Annotated in this window: 15 protein-coding genes; 7 read left to right on the forward strand and 8 right to left on the reverse strand. The window is 51.9% G+C overall.

Translation table 11 applies throughout. From position 1 onward, the window contains the following. Positions 1–146 precede the first annotated feature (146 nt). Together EYB48_RS02245 and EYB48_RS02250 are read left to right on the forward strand one after the other, a co-directional pair. Positions 147–2,129, forward strand: a complete 1,983-nt coding sequence (locus EYB48_RS02245; protein ID WP_162018643.1) for an ATP-binding cassette domain-containing protein — start codon at positions 147–149, stop codon at positions 2,127–2,129. Between the two features lie 152 nt (positions 2,130–2,281). Further along, positions 2,282–3,553, forward strand: a complete 1,272-nt coding sequence (locus EYB48_RS02250; RefSeq protein ID WP_162018644.1) for an O-acetylhomoserine aminocarboxypropyltransferase/cysteine synthase family protein — start codon at positions 2,282–2,284, stop codon at positions 3,551–3,553. A gap of 81 nt (positions 3,554–3,634) precedes the next feature. Here the strand turns inward: EYB48_RS02250 and EYB48_RS02255 are convergent, their stop codons facing one another. Continuing rightward, on the reverse strand, positions 3,635–4,450 hold the full coding sequence (locus tag EYB48_RS02255) for a M90 family metallopeptidase (RefSeq protein WP_162018645.1): 816 nt from the start codon (positions 4,448–4,450) through the stop codon (positions 3,635–3,637). Between the two features lie 273 nt (positions 4,451–4,723). Here EYB48_RS02255 and EYB48_RS02260 point away from each other — a divergent pair, with 273 nt between their 5' ends. After that, positions 4,724–5,140: an OsmC family protein gene (locus tag EYB48_RS02260; protein WP_162018646.1), complete on the forward strand. Its 417-nt coding sequence runs from the start codon at positions 4,724–4,726 to the stop codon at positions 5,138–5,140. A 29-nt stretch (positions 5,141–5,169) separates the two neighbouring features. Next, positions 5,170–6,069 (forward strand): pirin family protein, encoded by a 900-nt coding sequence (locus EYB48_RS02265; protein ID WP_162018647.1) that lies wholly within the window; start codon positions 5,170–5,172, stop codon positions 6,067–6,069. A gap of 128 nt (positions 6,070–6,197) precedes the next feature. On the opposite strand, the gene EYB48_RS02270 is transcribed toward EYB48_RS02265, so the two are convergent. Beyond that, positions 6,198–6,836 (reverse strand): NAD(P)H-dependent oxidoreductase, encoded by a 639-nt coding sequence (locus EYB48_RS02270; RefSeq protein WP_162018648.1) that lies wholly within the window; start codon positions 6,834–6,836, stop codon positions 6,198–6,200. Between the two features lie 264 nt (positions 6,837–7,100). Then, on the reverse strand, positions 7,101–7,781 hold the full coding sequence (locus EYB48_RS02275) for a hypothetical protein (protein WP_162018649.1): 681 nt from the start codon (positions 7,779–7,781) through the stop codon (positions 7,101–7,103). A 164-nt stretch (positions 7,782–7,945) separates the two neighbouring features. Here EYB48_RS02275 and EYB48_RS02280 point away from each other — a divergent pair, with 164 nt between their 5' ends. Beyond that, positions 7,946–8,113 carry a hypothetical protein gene (locus EYB48_RS02280; RefSeq protein WP_162018650.1) on the forward strand — a complete coding sequence of 56 codons (168 nt, stop codon included), beginning with the start codon at positions 7,946–7,948 and terminating at the stop codon, positions 8,111–8,113. Between the two features lie 15 nt (positions 8,114–8,128). Here the strand turns inward: EYB48_RS02280 and EYB48_RS02285 are convergent, their stop codons facing one another. Further along, entirely contained in the window at positions 8,129–10,153 is a 2,025-nt protein-coding gene (locus tag EYB48_RS02285; protein WP_162018848.1) for an ATP-dependent DNA helicase, read from the reverse strand. Between the two features lie 46 nt (positions 10,154–10,199). Next, complete coding sequence (locus tag EYB48_RS02290) at positions 10,200–10,400, reverse strand: YdcH family protein (RefSeq protein ID WP_162018651.1); 201 nt, start codon at positions 10,398–10,400, stop codon at positions 10,200–10,202. Between the two features lie 83 nt (positions 10,401–10,483). Between EYB48_RS02290 and EYB48_RS02295 the strand changes: the two genes are divergently transcribed. Beyond that, complete coding sequence (locus tag EYB48_RS02295) at positions 10,484–11,284, forward strand: PP2C family protein-serine/threonine phosphatase (RefSeq protein ID WP_162018652.1); 801 nt, start codon at positions 10,484–10,486, stop codon at positions 11,282–11,284. Positions 11,285–11,431: 147 nt separating this feature from the next. Here EYB48_RS02295 and EYB48_RS02300 read toward each other — a convergent pair whose 3' ends face one another. The 3 genes from EYB48_RS02300 to EYB48_RS02310 form a co-directional block, all read right to left on the reverse strand. Continuing rightward, on the reverse strand, positions 11,432–13,327 hold the full coding sequence (locus EYB48_RS02300) for a type IV pilus assembly protein FimV (protein ID WP_162018653.1): 1,896 nt from the start codon (positions 13,325–13,327) through the stop codon (positions 11,432–11,434). A gap of 255 nt (positions 13,328–13,582) precedes the next feature. After that, on the reverse strand, positions 13,583–14,341 hold the full coding sequence (locus EYB48_RS02305; RefSeq protein ID WP_162018654.1) for an RNA methyltransferase: 759 nt from the start codon (positions 14,339–14,341) through the stop codon (positions 13,583–13,585). Continuing rightward, a complete protein-coding gene (locus EYB48_RS02310) occupies positions 14,338–14,505 on the reverse strand; it encodes a hypothetical protein (protein WP_162018655.1) in 168 nt (55 codons plus the stop codon). The genes EYB48_RS02305 and EYB48_RS02310 overlap by 4 nt, the downstream gene beginning before the upstream one ends. Positions 14,506–14,508: 3 nt before the next feature. Here EYB48_RS02310 and EYB48_RS02315 point away from each other — a divergent pair, with 3 nt between their 5' ends. Next, complete coding sequence (locus EYB48_RS02315; protein WP_186902525.1) at positions 14,509–15,303, forward strand: inositol monophosphatase family protein; 795 nt, start codon at positions 14,509–14,511, stop codon at positions 15,301–15,303. The last annotated feature ends 29 nt before the right edge of the window (positions 15,304–15,332 follow it).

The raw sequence follows: 15,332 nt of genomic DNA on the forward strand, positions 1-15,332 counted from the left end.
TGGCCTTGCAGTCACTGATATTTCAGCGATAAGTTCCGCCAGATCAGTGCAGCCTCATTGCAGTCTCAGTGCAGTCTCAGTGCAGTCTCAGTGCTAAATCAGCCGTGGCGCTGCGGCTCACAGCCTTACTCCGAATTGAATTCTCTATGATACGTTTGCAACAAGTCATTCTCGCCCGCGGTACCAAACCTTTGTTTGACAGCGTCGATGTGACGCTCAACCCCGGCGATAAAATTGGTCTGATCGGCTCCAATGGCGCGGGTAAGTCCAGCCTGTTCGCGATGCTGCGCGGAGAATTACATCCGGATCAGGGCAGTATAGAATTTCCAGCCAAATGGCAACTGGCGCACGTGGCGCAGGAAACCCCGCCGCTGGAGCGCAGCGCAATTGACTATGCGATTGATGGCGATGTGACCCTGCGTAAGCTGGAAGCGGAATTAGCCGAACTGGAAGCACAGCCGGAAAGCCATGACAACGGCATACAGATAGGCAACCTGTATGGCGCTCTGGCTGACGCCGACGCCTACACGGTACGCTCGCGGGCTGAACAATTGCTGATCGGTCTGGGCTTCCGGCTGGATCAATTAGAACAGTCTGTTGCCAGCTTCTCCGGTGGCTGGCGTATGCGCCTGAATCTGGCGCAGGCACTGATGTGTAAATCGGATTTGTTATTACTCGATGAACCGACCAACCATCTGGATCTGGACGCGATTATCTGGCTGGAAGACTGGCTCAAACGCTATGCCGGTACCCTGATCATCATTTCCCATGACCGCGATTTTCTCGATGGTGTGGTGAATGTGGTGGTGCATATTGATGACCGCAAGCTCAAGCGTTATTCCGGTAATTACTCGGCGTTTGAACGCCAGCGTGCGGCCCAGCTGGAGCTGGCGCAAGGCATGATAGAAAAGCAGAACCGTAAACGCGCCCATCTGCAATCGTTTATCGACCGCTTTAAGGCCAAAGCGACCAAGGCCAAACAGGCGCAGAGCCGTATCAAGGCACTGGCCAGAATGGAAGAGCTGGCGCCGTTACGCGCGGCCGCCGAATTTTCATTTGAATTCCGTGAGCCCCTGAGCGCACCGAACCCTATGCTGGTGATGGAAGACGTGGATTGTGGCTATCGTCGGGAATCTGAAACCGATCATAGTTTTACAGAGAAAAAAATCGTCGGCGACGTCAATTTCTCGCTGCAGATCGGTCAGCGTATTGGTTTGCTCGGCGTGAATGGTGCCGGTAAATCCACGCTGATCAAAACCATCGTCGGTGACATTTCTCCGCTGGCAGGTACCATGCAAACCGGTAAAGGCCTGTCTATCGGTTACTTCGCCCAACATCAGGTAGAAATGCTGCGCCATGACGAATCACCGTTGTGGCATCTGGCGCATATTGCACCGGATGTACGTGAGCAGGAATTGCGTAACTTCCTGGGCGGCTTTAACTTCCCGGGCACTATGGTGACCAGCCCGATCAAGCCTTTCTCAGGCGGCGAAAAAGCGCGTCTGGCACTGGCGATGATCGTGTGGCAGCGCCCTAACCTGCTGTTACTCGATGAGCCGACTAACCATCTGGATCTGGAAACCCGCGAAGCTCTGACCGAGGCGCTGGCACAGTTCGAAGGCACGCTGGTAGTGGTATCCCATGACCGCCATCTGTTACGCGCCACCACCGATCAGTTCATCATCGTCGCCGATGGCAAGCTGATGCCTTTCGACGGCGATCTGGATGACTATAAGAACTGGCTGTTCAAGAGCAAGCTGGAAGCCGCTGCCAGCCCCGCTCTGCCTGAGAAAAGTAAAGCGAAGGACAGCTTACCGCAGGTGCAGCCGGTCGCCGTTAAAATCGACGACAAAGAGCAGCGCAAACGCGATGCAGAACAACGCCAGCGCCTGTCTGCCGCGCGTAAGCCGATAGAGAACCGCATTAAGCGCCTGGAAGAAAATATGGCGAAACTGAATGCACAAAAAAGCAGCATAGTAAGCCAGCTGGAAGACAGCAGCATTTACGACGAAGCGAATAAAGAAAAGCTGAAAGCCTTGTTGCTGGATCAGGCCTATGTAGTCAAAGAGCTGGAACAGCTGGAAATCAACTGGCTGGAACAGCAAGAGCAGCTGGAAGCGATTGTGTAACAGCCTGCCGCACAGTCAGCCTGCAACAGGCTGACTGCAGTGCGCACCGAATCAGCTCATATTTTTTTATCATATAAAAATAGCAAAATATTCCTTGCCGTAAAGGTGAGTGCTTTCTAAGATCAACTGGTTTTCTTGAACCGAGGATGACCATGAAATTAGAAACCATCGCTGTACACGGCGGCTATTCGCCGGATCCCACCACACGCGCTGTCGCGGTACCGATTTATCAGACCGTGGCCTATGCGTTCGACAATACCCAGCATGGCGCAGACCTGTTTGACCTGAAAGTTCAGGGCAATATCTATTCGCGCATCATGAACCCGACTAATGATGTGCTGGAAAAGCGGGTCGCCGCTTTAGAGGGTGGCATCGCGGCGCTTGCCTTAGCCTCCGGCCAGGCCGCGATCACGTATGCGATCCAGACCATCGCCGAAGCTGGTGACAATATCGTATCCGCATCAACGCTGTATGGCGGAACCTATAATCTGTTTGCCCACACTTTGCCGCAATTCGGCATTCAAACCCGCTTTGCCGACTATCGTGATCCGGAATCATTTGCTGCGCTGATCGATGACAGAACCAAGGCGGTGTATGTGGAATCCATCGGCAATCCGCTGGGTAACATCACCGATATCGAAGCCATCGCGGCGGTTGCGCATCGCCATGGCGTGCCGCTGATCGTGGATAACACTGTGCCCTCACCGTATCTGTTGCGTCCTATTGAATTCGGCGCCGATATCGTGCTGCATTCCCTGACCAAATACCTGGGCGGCCACGGCACAACCATAGGTGGCATCATCGTCGATTCCGGCAAATTCCCCTGGGCGCAGCACAAAGCGCGCTTCAAGCGTTTGAATGAACCTGATCCGTCTTACCACGGCGTGGTCTACACCGAAGCACTCGGTGAAGCCGCCTACATAGGCCGTGCACGGGTGGTCCCTTTACGCAATACTGGCGCGGCTTTATCACCGTTTAACGCGTTTCAGATTCTGCAGGGTATAGAAACGCTGGCCTTGCGACTGGATCGCATCACTGAAAATACTGCCGCCATCGCGCGCTATCTGCAGTCACATAGCAAGGTCAGCTGGGTCAATTACGCAGGTCTGCCAGACCATCCTGATCACGCACTGGCGCAGAAATACCTGGGCGGTAAGCCATCGGGCATACTGACTTTTGGTTTGCAAGGCGGACGTGAAGCCGGGGCGCGCTTCCAGGACGCTTTGCAGTTGTTCACGCGGCTGGTGAATATCGGTGATGCCAAATCGCTGGCCTGCCATCCCGCCAGTACCACCCACAGACAATTGAATCCGGAAGAATTAGCGAAAGCCGGCGTCAAAGAAGAAACCGTGCGTTTATCGATCGGTATCGAACATATCGATGACCTGATCGCTGATCTGGAACAGGCACTGCAGGCAGTCTAAATAAACAATCTGATTCCCCTCATGCCGCCAGAGCCCAATATCCATGCGGGTTCTGGCGGCATTCCCTTATCCGGACTGTATTCACAGCCAGTCCAGCGGATCAACCCGGTAATACCGACGCAGTAAGCCATACAGCTCAGGCTCAGCCGCCGCCAGTGCCTGACTTTTCCTGAAGAAAGCTTCGGTCGCCACAGCAAAAAATTCGGCCGGACTGGTTGCGCCATAAGGATCAAGCACTGTCTCCTGTTGCTGGCTGAGTGCATGCTGCAAGCGTACATAAACGCGCTGCATCACGTCTGACCAATGTGCATAGGCGTTTTTCCCGGCCAAGACCGGCGCGCCATTGGCGCTGCCGCTCTCGCTATCGAGCTGATGCGCAAACTCATGTAAGACCACGTCCTGACCGGCCAGCGCGGCTGCCTGTTCTTGTGTAGTCGGCACAATCTGATCCCAGGCCAGAATCACGCGCCCATCGCTCCAGGATTCACCGCTTAAGCCCTGATTGGTATGGGTCACCACGCCGCCGTCCAGCATCTGACTGCGCGGCGCTACAAACACCCCCGGATATAACAGTATGTGACTCAATTCAGGATAGACCTCGGTTTCCCGGTTCAGCAACAACAGACAAGCGCGCCCAGCGATAGTGACGCGCATCTCATCCGTCACCTGTAAACCATCACAACCGACAAATTTTTTCTGAAACAGGAATTGACGTATGCGCCGCTTAAGCTGCATCTGTAAATCGGTAGGCATCCTGCTGTAGCCGGGCAGATTCCTGCGCAAAATTTTTGAATACGGCAAAGGAAATGCCTTGCCTAATACATGATGCAAGCGCCATTTCGGAACCAAGACCAGAGCGCAAATCACGCTGATTAAAATGCATCCTATCCACCACACATCGCCTCCTCAGGCTGTATCAGACCAAGGCCAGATGGGCGCCTTCGCTTAAAACTCAATAGTCATTCGCTTTGCAGTCATGATTTCTGCAACCGTGCTTGTCAATTCAGCGCGTACTACACCTGGCCAGCGATGCGCTTGATAAGACGCATCGCCATCTCACTTGTGAATTGAAATTGTGGCACCATCTCTGCTACCTGTGTGCGGTCAGCCAGCGGCCTGCAAGCCAGCACCGGAGCGCACTACACTTTTTCTATTATTTCTGGAGTCAGCATGTCAGGCATACCTTCCGTTACCGCCATCTTAGGCAACGCCCCTTACCTCGTTCATCTGAGCGATGATCTGGGCCATCAATGGCAAGCCGATGAGCCAGTAGAAGTCGGTGGCGCCAACACCGCACCGTCACCTGATCGTTTGCTGCTGGGCAGCCTGGGTTCCTGCACCGCGATTACGGTGCAAATGGTCGCTGCACGCAGGCAGATTCCGCTGACTGGCATACAAGTTAAGCTGTCGCTGAATCCTGACGGCAAACCGGAAGCCGGCAATGACATCGTGCGTGTGATCGAGTTACAAGGTGAACTGAGTCAGGAGCAGCGCGAACAGTTACTGAAAATTGCCAACGCCTGTCCGGTTCATAAAATCCTGACTGGTGAAGTCCGTATCGCCACCTCACTCACCGAGCCAGCTTAAGCCAATTTGCTATGTCAACGGAGACTCAAATGACGACCGACAGCGCCACCCTGCGCACGCTCACAGCGCGTACTTCTGTGATCGGCGAAGACACCACTATACGGCGCGCGCTGCCGCATCGTGAGCAAAAAACGATAGGCGCCTGGTGCTTTCTCGACCATGTCGGCCCGGCCCAGTTCGCCGCCGGTAAAGGCATGCATGTCGGCGCACATCCACATATAGGATTACAAACCTTTACCTGGATGATAGAAGGCGAGCTTTACCACCGTGACTCGGCCGGACACCAGCAAATCGTTAAGCCGGGTCAGGTTAATCTGATGACGGCGGGCCATGGCATCGTGCATACCGAAGACAGTGTGCAGGATGGTGCCAGCTTACATGCAGCCCAGCTATGGATCGCCTTGCCGGACAATGAACGCCAGCGCGCACCAGGCTTCCGTAATTATCCTGAACTGCCGATCCTGGATCAGGATGGATACCGGATTACCGTCCTGGCCGGCAGCCTGCTGGCACATACCTCGCCGGTTGAAGTGTTTTCCCCGCTATGCGGTGCAGATTTCACCAGCACCGCTGCAGCACGCACAGAGCTGCCGCTGGAAGCCAGCTTTGAATATGGCGTACTGGTATTGCAAGGTAAAGCCAGCGTGAATGGCACAACGCTGGAACCGGGTCATCTGGCCTACCTGCCGCCGGACAGTGGCAACCTGAACTTAAGCTGTGACGCGGCCTGCCGTGTGTTGTTGATCGGTGGCGAACCGTTACAGGAAGACCTGCTGTTGTGGTGGAATTTTGTCGGCCGCAATCAGGCCGAACTGGAACAGGCATTACAGGACTGGAATCAGCAAAGCCCACGTTTCCCTGCCGTGCCAGGCTCATCATCAGCAAGGCTGGAAGCTCCTGCGCTGGCCGGAATGAAATTGAAAATCTGAATCTGCGCTGACTGAATGCAAAACAGCTGCGTCTGCCTGGTGCAGAACGCAGCTGTTTTTTTGTACCACCTATTCAGGCTGTCACCAGCGGTCAAAACCGACAGCCTGAATGACAGCCTTGATCCGCCTTATTTAACTTCGCGGATAAAGTTTTCTTTAGTGCGGCGAACTTTTTTCAGATTCACCAGCCAATCCTTGTCTTCTTCACGATAGCCGAGTGGCAGGATCACGACGCTGCGCAAGCCCTGAGCGCGCAAGTCCAGGATTTCGTCCAGCTTGTCCGGATCAAAACCTTCCATCGGGGTTGCATCGACCTGCTCTTCTGCGGCAGCGATGAGTGCGGTACCAAGGCCGATGTAAGCCTGACGCGCAGCGTGTTGGAAGTTCACTTCTGCATCACGTGCCGGATACAGATTCAGCAACATATTGCGGTAGTTTTCCCAACCTTCATTTTTAAAACCACGCACTTCATTGGTCAGATCAAACATCATATTGATGCGTTCTGCTGTGTAGTTATCCCATGCTGCGAACACCAGCAAATGCGAGCCTTCAGTGATCTGTGCCTGATTCCAGCCGATCGCCTTGATCTTTTCACGGATTTCCGCATTGGTCACAACCAGGACTTCATAAGGCTGCAGGCCGCTGGAAGTTGCTGTCAGACGAATAGATTCCAGAATACGGTCCAGCTTGTCCTGAGGAACAGCTTTAGCCGGATTCATTTTTTTGGCAGCATAACGCCATTGCAGTTTTTGAATTAAATCACTCATGATGACCTTCCGAAGTTAATGTGAATACGCTGTTCAGTAGCTTTAGCAATGCAGCATTGTCGCGCAACCCGGCCTGCTAACTATTTGCAGACTGGAGTGCGACCAGCGGCACAGCAGCAGAATAATGATAACGATGATGCAAGGATTGAATGCGCTCACCCTGCACTCATCCTGCAATCGCCAAACAATTACTAAAAATTAATTGCTACTGATAAGGACTACTATAACAGGCTTAGGAAAAGTTTGCAGACGACCGGTCTAATTCTAATTTTTTATATCGATATCTGAGAATTGTGTTCTGTCTGCCACCGCTCTGCCCAACAGCAGGATGCCCGGCATCAGTTCACTTCCGCTATTCCCGAGATAGTTGCGGGTCGCTGCAGGAAAACACCAGGCCACAAAATCCGTGTTGCAGGTTTGCAAGGACAGTACCAGGTTGTGCAGTTCGGTTTCGAACTGGCTCGCTTCAGGATCACAGCTGGCACGCAAGAAAACCGGGAGAAAGGCAATACCCATTGCCGGCAGCGGCGCTGCGCCACGCGTTACAGTGGCAGCTGCCACGGCTGCATCCAGCACCCGTTCCGCCTGCTTAGCCACCAGCGGCGAGCGTATCGGCAAAAACTCCTGCTTAGCCTCGATCAGCTCGCCATATTCACCACCGGACAGCCAGCAATCGCAACGCCCAGCCCAGACTTCTTGCAGCGGACCATGCTTTTTACTGGCGATGAGCTGATACTCCTCGAGTGCGTAGCGCCCTGCCCGCAGCGCAGCCTGAGCCAGCAAACCCAGGTTGCTACGCTCTGTATAGCAATAGCCAGCGTTGCCGAGGCGGTTGGCGAATTCCAGCTGCAGCGCAGTCCAGGCCGACAAGGTATCTGCCCAATGCGCGCCACGGCCCGCCTGCACTAGCTTCATTCCAACAATATCTTTTATCTCATTCATCATCGGTACAGCGACTCCGTCGGCATGATCACAGGCGTAAGTTCTATGCGTGTTAAACATTGCAAATTTGCTTTTAATTTACGCAAGTTTGACTAGGCTAAATCTCAGGAAGATACAAAACAGTTGCTACACCCGTAGCAAGTATTCGGACCAGACAGGAAATCATCATGGAAAACCATACGACCAATACCAGGCAAGATAAGCCGGCGCGACCCACAGCTTCTGTGCGAGAGCAGCCGGAAAAAACAGCACTTGAAGATATCCGGCGCCAATTAGGCTGGGGACTGATAGCCGCCCACCGACGTGATCAGCAAACTGGTCATGATCAACGCTAAAGCCAGCTCATCAAATCAGCCTTTAGCAGATGGTGCCACCGAACTTTCGGTGCTGAGCCGCTCAAAAAATGCCAGCACATCCGCCTCAAGCCGGGTACGCGCAAAACTTGGCAGGCTTTGCCAGATGCGCTTACCGTAAGGCTTGGAAATCAGGCGTGGATCACAAATCATCAACACGCCACGATCCGTTTCATCACGTATCAAACGACCAGCACCCTGCTTCAGATTAATGATCGCTTCCGGCAGTTGATGATGTACAAAGCCATTCATTCCCTTTTTCTCCATCGCAGTGATACGTGCTGCCAGCACAGGATCATCCGGCGGGGAAAAGGGTAATTTGTCGATGATCACCAGGGACAAAGCCTCACCACGTACGTCCACCCCTTCCCAGAAGCTTTGGCTGCCGATTAATACCCCATTGCCGGAATTTCTAAAGCGCTCCAGCAATTCAGTCCGGCCCGCATCGCCCTGCACGAACAAGGGGAAATTCAGTCCACGCTGCTCAAATTCCTGCTTCAGGCGTTCGGCACTGAAGCGAACGGCTTTAAGCGTGGTACATAACAGGAAAGTGCGGCCTTTAGCCGCGGTAATCACTGGCAGCGCCGCATTGATCACAGCATCCGCATAGTCGCGCGAATTCGGGTCAGGCATGCCATCCGGCACATACAGATAACCCTGTTCCTGATAATTAAACGGGCTGGGCCAGGTAAATGCCGGCTCATTCCACAAACCCATTTGCGACACATAATGTGTGAAGTCGTTTTTCACCGCCATAGTGGCTGAGGTGAATATCCAGGCGCGTGGAACCCCTTCGCGCTGTTTATTAAATATCGGCGCGATCGACAAAGGCGTACGGTGCAATTGCAGGGAAACAGAGAAAGCCTCTACCCACAACACATAATCACCCGCTTTAGCAGCATCTTTCGGTTCCGCATTCCAGTCATCGATCTGATCCTGCAGCATAATGGCACGCGCGCGGCACTGCTCCAGTGTTTCTGCTCGTTCTGCCTGCTTTTCCAGCACTGCAATCAACTCGCTCATGCTGTCTTTTAAGGTATCCAGTGCTTCAAAAAACGGGCTTGAAGCAGCAATCTGATCGATAGAAAGACGGACTATATCCTGCGGAAAAGCCAGCCTCAGATCACGTGCGGCCTTTTCAACCGGTGCCACCAGCTTGGACCATTCAGCCCCATCGCGCGCGTGGGACAAGCCCTCTGCATGCACATCGCGACATAATTCCAGCACCTGAGAAGTCGACACGGTATCGCCAAAAAACAAGGTCGCGGTTTCCGGCAACTGATGCGCCTCATCGAAAATCACCGTATTCGCTGATGGCAGCAACTCGGCCACGCCAGTATCCTTGAGAGCCACATCCGCGAAAAACAAATGGTGATTGACCACCACCACATCGGCCTGCTGCGCTTCCTTCCTCGCTTTCATGACAAAGCAGTCCTGATAATACTGACACTCCGTCCCCATGCAGGTATCTTTAGTGGAAGTCACCAGGCTCCAGACACTGGCGGTTTCAGGCACCCGTGACAACTCCGACTTATCACCGGTCATGGTGGTCTTAATGAAGCGTGAAATATCGCGCAGATAACCGACATCCTCGCGGCTGGTCAGGCGGCCGTTCTGCTGGGTGCGCTCAAGATGGTAATGACACAGATAATTTGAACGGCCTTTGAGCAAGGCAACCGACACCGGTGCCTTAAGGATTTTTTTGATCGTCGGAATATCGCGCTGAAACAACTGATCCTGCAAATTCTTAGTCCCAGTCGATACGATGACTTTACCGCCCCACAGCAACGCAGGGGCCAGATAAGCATAGGTTTTACCAGTTCCGGTACCAGCTTCTGCCAGCAAGGTTTTTTGTCCGGCGATAGCGTCGGAGATCGCTTTTGCCATCTCAGTCTGTGCCTGACGCGGGCGATAGCCGGGTAAAGCCGCACTCAAGGGGCCATCAAAACCAAAAATATGCTCTATGTCCTGATGGTGTAAACCATCTTTAGTATCAGTGGATAAAGGAGGGGTATCAGTCAAAATAGACAATCAATTTCAATCAAGGGGACGCAGTTTGCCAGAAAATTCATGCAGGCACATCAGGTGTCAGTTGCATTTTCAGTAAAGTTATGTGATCTTTGAGCTGCAACTTCCGTTTTTTCAGGCGACGCAATTGTAATTCATCGTGTGCAGGATCCATAGTCAGTGCATTTATGACCACATCCAGATCACGATGTTCTACTTCCAGCTCGATTATTCGTTGACGTACTTGTTCAGGATGGCTCATAGCCTTCAGCTTAAAGTAAAATAGTGTGAAATTTTGGAAAGCCAAATAAACTGGCTTTCCGCTAGTGTAATCTACCGAGACGTATGAGCCAATATAAGATAGAAGCTGGCACCGGACAACACATCGGTGACCGACAAGAACAACAGGACCGGGTCGCATTATTTGCGGCACCGCGAGCGCCCGGCTATATGATGGCAGTTGTTGCTGACGGCATGGGTGGAAAAAGCGGTGGTGCCCTCGCTGCAGAGCAGGTGATCCGTACCGCTAAGCAGCTATTTGATGAATTTTATACCGGCAGCAATGTCGAGACTTTGCTGGAGAACATACTTCAGGAAGCCCATACCGTCATTAAGCTGACCGCTGTGTCCTCTGAAAAAGAACCGCACAGCACCTTCGCCGCGCTGGTCATCACGCCTCAGAAAGAAGCCATCTGGGCACATGCGGGCGATTCGCGCCTGTACCGTTTCAGCGGCCCTAACTTTGGCGAGAAAACCCGCGATCACTCGTATGTGGAAAAGCTGGTCGACGAAGGAAAAATCCGGCCAGAGGAAGCGAAAACGCACAGATTATCCAATATTCTTGTGAATGTACTGGGCTCCAGCAATACAGCACCCTTCATCACCTTCGGCAAATATCAAAACCTCGCGGCAGGTGACAGCTTCCTGCTTTGTACTGACGGGCTTTGGCATTATTTCGAAGATGCAGAGCTCTCAGCAGCCGTGGCGGCAAATACACCGCGACAAGCATCCGAGCTACTCATACGTAAAGCACGCGACAGGGGCACACCTAAAGGCGATAACTGCACCTTTGCCATTGTCAAGCTGGTAGAACCGCCACCTGAAGTCAAAAACTATACGGTGCAAAAAATGCGGCGTGCAGTCTGAGCCATAAATTTCGGATTTCAAAATTCCAGCCTGAAACCTCAGGCGACTTGCGCAAGTCTAAAAAAAAAAACGGGAAGCCAGGCTTCCCGTTTTCACATCTGACATTCCAGATCAAAGCGACAGACTTAGCTCTGTTGCGCTTCTGGACTATTCGGACTTTCGAAAATCAATTAACTCAAAATTAATCACATTTGTATCGTCTTCCGGTGCCAACACAGGCGCCTCAGGCTCAGCACTCAACTTAACCGTGTTCCAGCCATGGCCGGGCTCTTCGAGAGTACGATTACGCTCCAGCTCATTGGCTATACTGATCAACAGCAGGATATCGCGGTACACCGGCAATTCAAAACCCATACGCTTACCGTCGCGATCATCCACCAGCAAACTCTGTAAAAATGGTATTGCTTCGTTAGAATTCCACAGCGTACAGATCTTCTTCATCAAATGCTCAAAATCATCCAGCGTACGTGAAGGCAGCGTTGAAGGATCGACTTCAAATTCAGGAATATTCGCATTGAAAAACACCACGAACCTATCGCGTAACTGATCGTATTTTTCTTTATGACTGACGACACGGTACAAATCCAGCAAATACAGCCAAGGCACAGGTGAGTCCGGCTGATCAATATCTGCTTGCGGCTCCAGAATTTCAATCGCTCGCTCAGGATCATTGACCGACATCCAGAACTCAGCCTCCTGAGTCACATCCGAAATTTCTTCAACCTTCACCGAATGATTTCTGCTTGAGAAAAAATTGAAAGTACTGCTATTGGTATCTTCCAGCGAAGGCGTGAAATTTTTTCCGAAAACAGAATGTGCTTCCAGCTTTCCGGTATTTTTAAGCAAAGGATCTGGCGTCGTGGAGAGTGTCGGACGCGCCACAGACGGAACAGTACGCGCCAGCAGTTGTGACTCAGGTGCATCCGAATTGCTGCCTTGGGCATAGGTGGCTTGCACACTGTCCACCAATTCCTCGATATTTTTTTTAGCCTCGGGCTCAGGTTTAGCAGCCTTTTGCTCCCACCAGCTTGCCGCATGCTTCTTGTGCAATCTGCGTATATAGGCGAACAACAGACCTGCCAGACTCAAGGCCGCCACGAGTACCGCTGACAACATGATCAGCCAGGTTTTCGAAACAGAATTCTCTCTGAGTTCATCAAACAGGGATTTATCCAGTTGTATTTGTTTTTTTAGCTGCAGGGTTTCTTGTTGCAGACTCTGAATTTTCAACGTTTCCGCTTTTTCCGGATTATCCGCAGGCGCTTTATCGACGGGAACACGGACTGGTGCTTCGCCTCTTAACATCGCGGCGAACTGCGCCTGGGCCTGGCGCAACTCTTCGATATCCTGCGCACCGGTTTTACCATTGGCCACACCGGTTGACAAAGTCTGTGCCATCTTCATGCCCTGCTTGGGCAGTTCTGCACTCTCCGTGAGCTTCAATGCATCTTTTGCGCGGCTTTCAATGAGCTGAGGCGTATTATTTTTTGTCGCAGCCTGGGATGTCGACGCAACAGCAAGCTCTGCCACTTTCCGTTTGGCTTTGACGAATTCCGTTCCTGAGTCTGGCCCGCCCTCGCCTGTTCGCGTCGCGGAGGCACGCACTTTTCCAGCGCTACCGGTCACGCCAGTAAGAGTCTTCGCTGCCTGAGCGTCCAATTTCGCTAACGCTATGGGGCTCTGTAAACCGGGCAGATTTTCTGGCGCTGCCGTCACTTGCGGTGGATCGAGCAGTATCAGATATTCCCGGTGCAATTGCACTTCACATTGAATATTGAGCAGAATTTTGATAGCTGGCTCAGAAATATTTTTGCGGCTTTGTAGCAACAAATAGCTGCTACCGCCACGCTGGACCAGTTGCAAACTCACCGGTGATAACATCACACCCTCGGTCGACTCGACCGAACCATGGATGCAGGACATATCGACAGAAGAACTATCGACACCGGTTAACTCAACCTGTGCCCTCAAAATCTGCCCAAGGTAAGACTGCGAACGAACCCCGCCTAATCCCAATGCATATGCCTGTCCGGTAGCACCCACGACTAACGCGGAGGCACATACCAGAGAAAGTGTGGATCTGCGAAACGGTAAAATGATGATTTCCCCAAAATGTCTTAAATATGGCCCGCCAATAAGAAGATTGGCATCAGATGCTAGCGTTATAACAAAACCAAGTCATACTGAAAATATCAAACAGGAAATTTTTTTACTCAAAAGCAATAAATAAAGTTAAATTCTTTTTTACACGTATCCGACTCAGCACACTTTTTCTATGCGTTTCACTCAACCTTGCCGCTATCGATTCTTTAGGTCAAGAATTTTCTTTGAAATGCCACGCAAAATGTTCACCTCTTCCGTTTCCAGTTGTGTGCGTGAAAATAAACGCTTCAATCTCGGCATTAATTTCTTGGGGCTGGCTGGATTCAAAAATGCGATCGACACTAAAGCCTGCTCCAGATGCTGATACATACCGTCGATTTCTTCAGCATTTGCCAGTTGCCCATGGAATCCGATTTTTTCCGGATTCTGCACTTCATTCTGAGTAGCCATCCTGCACTCATAGGCAATTAACTGTATCGCCTGAGCCAGATTTAAGGAAGAATAATCAGGATTGGCGGGAATATTCACCAGCACCTGACTATTTACCACCACTTCATTCGGTAAGCCATAACGCTCATTGCCAAATACGATGGCGGCCTGACCAGTCAGCTGGCGCTGAAAATCCTCAGCCAGTTCGCGTGGTGTCTGCACCGGCGGCGAGAATTCGCGCAATCTGGCGCTGACTGACGCCACCAGCTCGCATCCTTGCAGGGCAGCAGCAACCGAATCAACGATCTGGGCTTGTTCCAGAATATCTTGTGCGCCGCTGGCAAACGCAATGGCATCCGGATGGCTCAAGGCATCGGGAAATCTGGGGTTGACCAGTACCAAATGCCTGAATCCCATGGTTTTCATGGCACGTGCAGCAGCACCAATATTGCCAGGATGACTAGTTTCTACCAGTACAAAACGTAAGCGCGTAAAAAGAGATGTGTCAGTTTCTGTCAAGTTCATTTAAAATAGCGTTTATCCGCGTTAATTATATTCAGTAGAGCAAAACAGCCTGCTGCCAGATTTAGCGCCTGCTCTTTACCATTTTCATTATTGCAAACTACCGACTTTGCCGCTTTGGCAAATGTCTGCGGGTTTGCCGTCATTTTATCGGAATAATTATGCATCCTATGCTCAATACGGCTATCAAAGCCGCTCGCCGCGGTGCGGCAGTCATCAATCGTGCGTCTTTCGACCTCGACCGCGTCAGTGTTACTGAAAAACACTTCAATGACTTTGTGACCGACGTTGATAAGTCCGCTGAGGCGGCTATAGTTGAAGTGCTCAAGAGCGCCTACCCAGAGCACGCCATCCTGGCTGAAGAATCGGGTGCATCCGCTAATTTGCATGATGAAAATGAGTATGTGTGGATTATCGACCCTTTAGACGGGACGACTAACTTCATCCACGGTTTCCCTCAATACTGTGTATCGATCGCGCTGCAACACAAAGGCGTGATCACGCAAGCTGTGGTGTACGATCCTACCCGCAATGAAATGTTCACTGCCACCAAGGGTTCTGGTGCTTACCTGAACGAAAAACGTATTCGCGTTACCCGTTGCGACAAACTGGCTGACGCTCTGATCGGCACAGGCTTCCCATCACGTGATTTGTCCGGCCTGGACGAATACCTGCAAATGTTTAAAGTCATGACTGGCAAATGCCAGGGTCTGCGCCGTCCGGGTTCCGCTGCATTGGATCTGGCCTATGTAGCGATGGGTCGTCTCGATGGTTTCTTTGAAAAAGGTCTGGCGCCTTGGGATATTGCTGCCGGTTCACTGTTAATCACCGAAGCAGGCGGTATCGTTTCTGATTTCCGCGGCGAATCTGACTACCTGTACAAGGGTGATGTCATGGCCGGCACACCTCGTGTATTTGGCCAGATGGTCAACGTATTGCAGCCATTTGCAGGCAGCGCAAAATAAGTGTCAGACTGCTTTAGTATTTTGCTTTA

Origin of the sequence: Cognatundibacterium crateris, from assembly GCF_010078235.1 — a bacterium.
In the GTDB taxonomy this organism is placed as follows: Bacteria; Pseudomonadota; Gammaproteobacteria; order Burkholderiales; family Burkholderiaceae_D; genus Undibacterium; species Undibacterium crateris.

Coding starts and splice junctions, on each gene's coding strand:
- EYB48_RS02245 (WP_162018643.1), top strand. CDS start 147: ATGATACGTTTGCAACAAGTCATTCTCGCCCGCGGTACCAAACCTTTG.
- EYB48_RS02250 (WP_162018644.1), top strand. CDS start 2,282: ATGAAATTAGAAACCATCGCTGTACACGGCGGCTATTCGCCGGATCCC.
- EYB48_RS02260 (WP_162018646.1), top strand. CDS start 4,724: ATGTCAGGCATACCTTCCGTTACCGCCATCTTAGGCAACGCCCCTTAC.
- EYB48_RS02265 (WP_162018647.1), top strand. CDS start 5,170: ATGACGACCGACAGCGCCACCCTGCGCACGCTCACAGCGCGTACTTCT.
- EYB48_RS02270 (WP_162018648.1), bottom strand. CDS start 6,836: ATGAGTGATTTAATTCAAAAACTGCAATGGCGTTATGCTGCCAAAAAA.
- EYB48_RS02275 (WP_162018649.1), bottom strand. CDS start 7,781: ATGATGAATGAGATAAAAGATATTGTTGGAATGAAGCTAGTGCAGGCG.
- EYB48_RS02280 (WP_162018650.1), top strand. CDS start 7,946: ATGGAAAACCATACGACCAATACCAGGCAAGATAAGCCGGCGCGACCC.
- EYB48_RS02290 (WP_162018651.1), bottom strand. CDS start 10,400: ATGAGCCATCCTGAACAAGTACGTCAACGAATAATCGAGCTGGAAGTA.
- EYB48_RS02295 (WP_162018652.1), top strand. CDS start 10,484: ATGAGCCAATATAAGATAGAAGCTGGCACCGGACAACACATCGGTGAC.
- EYB48_RS02305 (WP_162018654.1), bottom strand. CDS start 14,341: ATGAACTTGACAGAAACTGACACATCTCTTTTTACGCGCTTACGTTTT.
- EYB48_RS02310 (WP_162018655.1), bottom strand. CDS start 14,505: ATGCATAATTATTCCGATAAAATGACGGCAAACCCGCAGACATTTGCC.
- EYB48_RS02315 (WP_186902525.1), top strand. CDS start 14,509: ATGCTCAATACGGCTATCAAAGCCGCTCGCCGCGGTGCGGCAGTCATC.